The sequence below is a fragment of the Streptomyces rhizosphaerihabitans genome, from assembly GCF_025399795.1.
In the GTDB taxonomy this organism is placed as follows: Bacteria; Actinomycetota; Actinomycetes; order Streptomycetales; family Streptomycetaceae; genus Streptomyces; species Streptomyces rhizosphaerihabitans.
The window spans coordinates 1-7,189 of record NZ_JAODTZ010000114.1 but is presented as its reverse complement, the minus strand read 5'-3'; the positions used below and the strand labels follow the sequence as shown (position 1 = coordinate 7,189).

At 76.5% G+C, this 7,189-nt stretch carries 5 protein-coding genes and 1 pseudogene; all 6 read right to left on the bottom strand.

All coding sequences use genetic code 11. The annotated features are described in order from the left end of the window. Nucleotides 1-1,019 (bottom strand): annotated as a pseudogene (locus N4G66_RS44560) (hypothetical protein); the annotation flags it as partial. Nucleotides 1,020-1,145: 126 nt separating this feature from the next. Beyond that, nucleotides 1,146-2,012 carry a 4'-phosphopantetheinyl transferase family protein gene (locus N4G66_RS44555; protein WP_261710049.1) on the bottom strand — a complete coding sequence of 289 codons (867 nt, stop codon included), beginning with the start codon at nucleotides 2,010-2,012 and terminating at the stop codon, nucleotides 1,146-1,148. 161 nt (nucleotides 2,013-2,173) lie between these two features. Further along, complete coding sequence (locus N4G66_RS44550) at nucleotides 2,174-3,898, bottom strand: hypothetical protein (protein ID WP_261710048.1); 1,725 nt, start codon at nucleotides 3,896-3,898, stop codon at nucleotides 2,174-2,176. A 56-nt stretch (nucleotides 3,899-3,954) separates the two neighbouring features. Next, a complete protein-coding gene (locus N4G66_RS44545; RefSeq protein WP_261710047.1) occupies nucleotides 3,955-4,899 on the bottom strand; it encodes an aromatase/cyclase in 945 nt (314 codons plus the stop codon). A gap of 214 nt (nucleotides 4,900-5,113) precedes the next feature. After that, entirely contained in the window at nucleotides 5,114-6,034 is a 921-nt protein-coding gene (locus N4G66_RS44540) for an AfsR/SARP family transcriptional regulator (RefSeq protein ID WP_261710046.1), read from the bottom strand. A gap of 276 nt (nucleotides 6,035-6,310) precedes the next feature. Continuing rightward, complete coding sequence (locus N4G66_RS44535) at nucleotides 6,311-6,949, bottom strand: ScbR family autoregulator-binding transcription factor (protein WP_261710045.1); 639 nt, start codon at nucleotides 6,947-6,949, stop codon at nucleotides 6,311-6,313. Nucleotides 6,950-7,189: the final 240 nt, after the last annotated feature.

Sequence of the window (7,189 nt, the reverse complement as noted above, 5' to 3'; positions counted from 1 at the left end):
AACTCCCGGGCCCCGGCCACGTCCTGGCGGGTCAGCCACTGGGCGTGGTCCCGGATGTCGGGCCGCCGGTCGCCGCCGGGCAGCACGCCGCCGGCGAGGTAGGAACGGTAGAACTGCCGCACCAGCAGACGTGCCCCGCGCTCGTCGAGCAGAGCCCGGTGGTAGGTCACCAGCAGACGGGTGGTGTCCCCGTCCGACCCGCCGACGCCCGTGCCCGCGTCGGCGTCGGCGTCGGCGTCGGCCGGCTGCGGCGTGTCGGACAGGGACACCCGCAGCAGACCCGGCCGGTACAACTCGAAGCCGCGGGCCCGGTCCTGCCGCAGCAGTTCGCTCCAGCCGGTACCGGCGTGCGCATGACGGACGACCTCCACGGCCGCCCGGTCGTGGAGCACCAGGCGGGCGGCGCCGGCCCAGTCGAAGGACGCCCGCAGCACCGCCTCCCGCTCGGCGACGGACTGCCAGGCGGCGGTGAACCGGCCCAGGTCCAGCGGCCCCGTCCAGTCCCAGAAGATCTGCTCCACGTACCGGCGGGGACCACCCTGGGCGTCCACCGCCGCAGCGAGCAGCTCCCGCTGGTGCCCGCTCACCGCAACGGCGGACGCCGCGAGCGGCGCCAGCAGATCGGCCAGCAGATCGTCGGTGAGCGGCCCACCCGGTGCAGGCGGGTCACTCAGCACGGGTGGCCCACCCGGTACGGACGGACCGCCCGGGGTGAGCCGCAGGAGATAGCGGCCCGGCCCGCCGTCCGCCACGTCGTCCGGCACGAAGCCGTCCCGTCCGGATCCGTCCGGCACGGCACCGTCCGGCACGGCACCGTCCGGTCCGGCACCGTCCGGTCCGGCGTCGGTCAGTTCGACGTCGTATCCCCGGTGATGCTCGGCGACGCGGGCGGCGAGGGCCTCGGCATCCGTGCGGGCGAGTCCGCACAGCTCGAAGACGAGCGGCGAGCGGGCCCGGGGGCCGGGCGGTTCGTGCACCACGGCCAGGACGGCGCCCGCGTGCCGGTGATGACTCCTCATCCGCTCCCCGGGGCGGCGGACGCTTGTGCCGCAGCGGCCGTGTCCGGCACCCCGACCTCCTTTCCGAATCGTTTCTGCACGGGGGGCGGCCGGCCGCGGCCGAACGCCCCCGCCCGACGCGCCCGCTCACTGCCGTCCGGGACCCCGCCGCTCCCAGGGGGCGTTGACACGTGTGCTCTGCGGCGGCTGCGCCAGGGGCCGGGGCACCGGGGGCGGGGGCGGCGGTGCGTCCGCGGGTGCCGGGTCCGGTGTCCCGCCGGGGGCCGCCGGCGCGGGGTCTTGGCGGTGGGCCTGGCTGACCAGGTAGCGCCCCTCGACGAGGTGGGTGGCAAAGGCCCACTGCCCGGCCGTGTCCCCGGCGAGCCGGGGGCGTCCCGCCGCGTCCCACCCGAAGCCGACCGCCGAGAACCGGCGCCGCATGCCGTGCCCGAGCGCCTTGGTGTACGCCTCCTTCAGCGTCCACAGCCGCAGGAGGCGGTCGGTGCGTTCCTGTTCGGGCAGGGCCGCGAGCAGTTCGGCCTCCTCGGCGGTGCACACGTGCTCACGCAGCGCCTCGAAGGAGACCCGGCGGCCGGCGGGCTCGGCGTCCACGCCGATGGGCCCGGCGCGGCTGACACCGACCACGATCAGCTCGTCGGTATGGGCGAGGCTCACCTGCAGGTCCGCGCCGAGCCCGCGCAGCACGGGCCGGCCGCCCGGCAGATGGGCGAGGTCGAGCCGGCCGGCCCGGACCTGGAGAGCCGCGGCGGCCGTGTGCTTGAGCACCACCCGGGAGACGGCCAGGCTCAGCCGGCCGGCCGGGGCCGGATGCTGCCGGTAGCGGGGCCAGTCACGGCCGAGCAGATCACGCAGCCCGGGATCGAGCAGGGCCGCTGTCAGCCACTGGCCCCAGGTGGCGTGCACCACCGCCCGGCCCGTCCGCTCGATCCGCTCCTGGACCTCCTCCCACGGCCCGTCCGGCCCGGGAACATGGCACGGCGGCAAAACCGGCACCGCCGCCAGGGACCCGCACCCCGCACCGGATACGCCGGTCGCGCCAGGCATGCCAGGCGTACTGGTCGTACCGGTTGCGCCTGGCGCACCGGGCGTACCGGGCGTGCCGGTTGCACTGGTTGCACTGGTTGCGCCGGGCGTACCCGGTGCGCCGGTTGCGCTCACCACGGCAGCCTCGTCGCGTACAGGTCGCAGTCCACGCCGCCGGCCGCGCGGCGCGCCAGTTCGTCCCACACGCCCCGCTGCGGGTCGGGCATGTGCCCGGACGACGCCAGCGCGAGCCGTCCGGTGATCCGTTTGAGTGCCAGCAGCGCCCAGCCGGCCGTGCCGAGGTAGGGCGGCAGTCCCGCCCCGGCCGCCGCTTCCCGCACGCCCAGCACGACGGCGGCCAGCACCAGCAGGGCCTGACGGTCCGCCAGGGCACGCGCCGCCGGGTCGGCGGGGTCGTGCACGACGGTGGCCGCGCACGCGGTATGCAGCGCCCGCTGCTCGGTGACCAGCCTGCGGCCGAGACGGGCGAGCGCCACGGTGCCGGGTCCGCCGGCACCGGCGAGCCCGCCGGTGGCACCGGGCGGCGCCGCCGCGACATCCCGCAGGCCCTCGGTGCCCGGTGCCACCGAGACGGCCGGCTCGGCGACCCGGAACAGCGCCGCGTATTCCGTGTCCCCGCCCGGCCACGAGCCGCCCGCCGCGTTCAGCCCGCGCACGATGCGGGCCTGGGCAGCACCGGCGGCCCTCCAGTCGACCCGGGCGAACACCCGGTCCCCCGAAAGCTTGTCCAGCATGCGCCGTTCGAGGCTGTCGCCGCCGAAACCGCACTCGTTCAGCACCAGTTCGAGATCGCCCAGCAGCTCACCGACCAGCTGCGGCACGAGGTAGCCCACCACAGCGGCGAGCAGCTCCCCGGCCCGCCGCGGCGAACACGGCAGACACGGTCCCTGCGATCCGGGCCCGCCCACACCCACGCCCGGGCCGGGGAGCGTACCCACACCCGCACCCGTGACCGGGTTCGGGACCGCACCCAGGTCCGCACCCAGGTCCAGGTCCAGGTCCGTACCCACGCCCACGCCCACGCCCACGCCCACGCCCAGAGCAGGGTCTGCATCCGCGCCCAGGTCCAGGCCCGCCCCCAGGGCCGCAGCCGGGTCCGCGCTCAGGGCAGGGTCTGCGTCCGCGTCCGGGTCCAGGCCCAGGGCCCCAGCCGGGTCCGGGGCGGCCGGGTCCGGGCAGGACCGCAGGGCCATGGCCGTCAGGGCCTCGCAGGCCAGCAGGTCCGCGAAGACCGCGGCCAGGACCGGCCGCCACTGCCTGGCAGCGGGTTCGTGCCTGCTCAGGCCGTCCACTATGCGGGCGGTGCCGCGCAGGACGCCGCCCGCCGATGCGAGGAGCGCCGCCGGCCCGAGCAGCTCGGCCGCCGGGTGCGGCAGCGGTGCGCTCAGCAGCGGGCGGATGCTCCAGGCATGGGCCAGGGCGAGGTCCCGGCGCAGCAGCGGGCGCAGGGCGCGGGCGAGCTGGCCGGTGGGCAGCGCCGGCCGGCCCTGCCCGGCGGCGGGCAGGCCGGGGGGCGGGGGAGGCAGAGCGTCGTGCCCGGCGGTCCACAGGGCGAAGCGGCCGTAGGGGTTGCCGCGGTCCCGGGGATCGCCGAGCAGCACCTCCAGGCACACCGCGTACTGCTCCGCGGGCCAGTACTGCGCCGCGTACTGCGCCGCGCCCTCCGCGGGCCCGGGAGTCCCGGTCGCGGGAGTCCCGGTCGCGGGAGTCCCGGTCGCGGGAGTCCCGGTCGCGGGAGTCCCGGTCGCGGGAGTCCCGGTCGCGGTGGGCCGGGTTGTGGTGGGCCGGGTTGTGGTGGGCTGCCCGGCGCGCGGGGCTGGCCGGGTCGGGGCCATCGGCGATCTCCTCGTCGTCGTGGTACCGGTTGCCGCGCAATCGCTCCGCGGCCGGTTCATCGCAGCCGGCGTACGGCGCTCTCGGCGTGCCAGCGCGCCAGGTCGAGGGTCTCGGTGCTGGAGCGGCCCAGCCACTGGCGCACGTGCCGGCGGGCGTCCACGAGCAGAGCACCCTTGCCCAGGACGGCTTCCACCGTGTTCTGCCGGAGCATCACGTGGTGGGCGCAGACGACCCGCACCCCGCTCGCGTCGGGCTCCAGGGACCACTCGGTGCAGTGCGCGGCGAGGGGGTCGGGGCTCACCGTCTCCTTGTGCACGATCCGGCCCGCGGCCGGGAAGCACAGCCGCACGCCCTCGGACACCAGTGGCCGCCCCGTGCCGGGGGCGCAGGTGTGCAGGACGGTGGTCTGCACGCCCGGCCGGTCCTCGGTGACCTCGGCCCGCTCGACGTGGGGGACCAGTTCGGCCCAGTCGCCGATGCGGTAGAGGAAGTCGTAGACGACTTCCGGGGCGCCGTTGACGTACACGCTGTCCTCGAAGGACAGCAGCAGTTCGTCCAGCCGCTCCCAGCGCTCGGCCGCCGCGCGCACGGCCGAGAGCTCGGCCCGTACCTGCGCGTCCAGCGCGCCGGGCGGCCCGCCGGTGCCGGCGGGGTGTTCCTGGCGCAGGGTCAGCAGGCAGCAACCGGCGCCGTCGGGTGCCACGCTCCAGCTGCCGGACACCGGCGCGCCGGGCAGCACGGCGTCCTGCAGTTCGAACTCGATCCGGCGCCCGGACGGCAGCAGCACGCGGCGGGCGAGCACACCGTGCACCTGGCCGTGCCGCAGCTGCCACAGCCGCAGGCTCTCCCGGGCGCCGTCGAAGTCGATGCGTTCGGCATGCACGATGCCGGGCAGCAGGACCGGCCAGCGCGGGGCGTCGGCGAGCAGGCCGTAGACGACGCCGGCGGGCGCCGCGACCGAGGCCGACTCCTGGGCGCAGTGCCCTCGCTGCGACGGCATGCACGCCCCCTCCTCCAGGTGTGATCAACGCTGCACGGCGAAACCTGAGCGGTGCTCGAGTGCCGCTGCAGCAGACGCCGGACCGGACGGCTCCCGCCCACCGGCTCCCACCCGCCAGGGGCCGCCGCCGGACCGGACGGCTCCGGTCCGCCAGGGACCGGGGCCGGGCCGGGCGGCTCCGGTCCGCCGGGGGCCGGGGCCGGGCCGGGTGGCGTCAGCCCACCGGGGCCGCGGACGCACCGGCCGCGGGATGGGCCGGGAGGCTGTCGGAGCCGGACATCAGGATGGAGCGCTGCAGCTTGGCGAGCGGGGAGGACGGCTCCAGGCCCATGGTGCGCACCAGGGTGGCGCGCAGCCGCTGGTAGGCGTCCAGCGCCTCGCCGCGGCGCCCGGAGCGGTACAGCGCGAGCATGTACTGGCCGCACAGGCTCTCGTGGGTGGGGTAGCGGTTGACCAGCACGGTCAGCTCGGCGAGCAGCTCACGGTGCCGGCCGAGCCGCAGGTCCGCCTCGACCCGCTGGTCCAGCGCGCACAGCCGGCTCTCCTCCAGCCGCTTGACCTCGGTCTGCAGCTGGGGGCCGGCCTGGACGTCGGCCAGCGCGGGGCCGGTCCACAGCCCGAGCGCCTGGCGCAGCAGACGGGCCGCCTGCGGATAGTCCTCGGCGTCCATGGCCCGGTACCCGAAACCGGCAAGACGCTCGAACTTGCGCACGTCACTGGTGCCGTCGCCGTTCTTGAGCAGATAGCCGCCCGGGACGGTCAGCAGCACGTCCTTGGCCAGCCGCCGCTGCCCGCCACCGGCCCGGTCCCCGGCACCGCCACCGGCGCCGTGCCCGGCAGCACCGGCGCCGTGCCCGGCAGCGTCCGCGGCGCGGGTTCCGGTGCCGTCCGCGGCGCCGTGGTCCAGGGCGGCGGTGATGAGTTCGCGCAGCTGCAGGATGTAGGTCTGCAGGGTGGCGCGGGCGCTGCGCGGGGGTTTGCTCCCCCACAGCTCCTCGGCCAGCACCCCCACCGGGACGACCTGGCCGGCCCGCAGTGCCAGGAGGGCCAGGACCTGCCGGGGCTTCGGTGCGGTCGGGGCGATCGAGACCTCGTTCTCCCTGACGTCCAGCGCACCCAGTACGTCGATGTCCACGCTGTCTCCCCCTGCTCCGTCACCGTGTCCGGCACCGCCAGTAAAAAACAGCACGGATGGTTTGTCAACATCAAACCGTCCGGGCTGTTTTATTTTACGGGGGTCCGGCCGCCGCTCGAGCGCGGGCGGAACGCCCCGGCCTGGGAGAACGGCGAAACGCCCGGTTCCGGACCGGGGAGGCGGGCGCTCCGCGCGGGGGCGGGGGCCGGGAGTCTCCCGGCCCGGAACCGGGTGTGCACGCACCCGGACGGACCGGGAACAGACCGTTCGCGCTGTTCACGTCCGGCCGGGTGCGCCGGCCGGTGTCCCGCCGGGCAGCAGCCGCCCCAGGACGTCGGCCGACGCCAGCCGGGGCAGCAGCAGGTCCCAGAACTGCACGAGGGTGGCCGCCGCCATCCAGGTGCGGTCGTGCGCGCCGAGCTGCTCGAAACCGACCGTCGCCGCCACCACCGCGACCGAGGCCTCGGCCGCGGACACGCCCTCGGCCAGGGCGCCCTCACGCTCGGCGTCCTTGAGCACCTCCTCGACCCAGCCCTGCCACTGCCCGCGCAGGTCCACGGCGCCGTCCCGGCGCGGCGAGCCGTTGCCCAGCACGAAACCGGCCCGGACCACGACGTCCCCGTCCAGCCGCCCCATCAGGGCGTGGGTGGCGTCGACGAGCCGCTGCAGCGGCTCCGCCGCGCCGCCCCCCGCCCGCGGGGCGAGCGCCCGCACGGCGGCCACCGCCTCGTCCTGCACCGCACGGGCCAGGGCCTGCTTGCTCTCGAAGTGGAAATGCAGCGCGCCGTTGCTCACCCCGGCCCGCCGGCTGATGGAGGTGAGCGACGCCAGGACGAAACCGTCGTGCGCGAACACCTCGGCCGCCGCCCGCACCAGGGCACCGCGCGTGCGCGCGGCACGCTCCTGCTTCACCATGACGGTTCTCCTGACTGAGGCCGGCCGGCCGGGTCCCCGGCCGGCTCCCGGGTCCGCACCCGAGCGCACGGCCCCCGCCCCGCAGCACGCCCGCGCACGCCGGCGGGCCCCGGCCTCGCCGGCGCCGGGACGGTCGCCATCGCCATGCCGGATACCTCCCCAGGGACAGGTCCCGGGGAGGTCCCGCCCCGGATCAGCGAGCATAACAAACCGCACATGCGGTTCCCGCGGAGGGGTGGT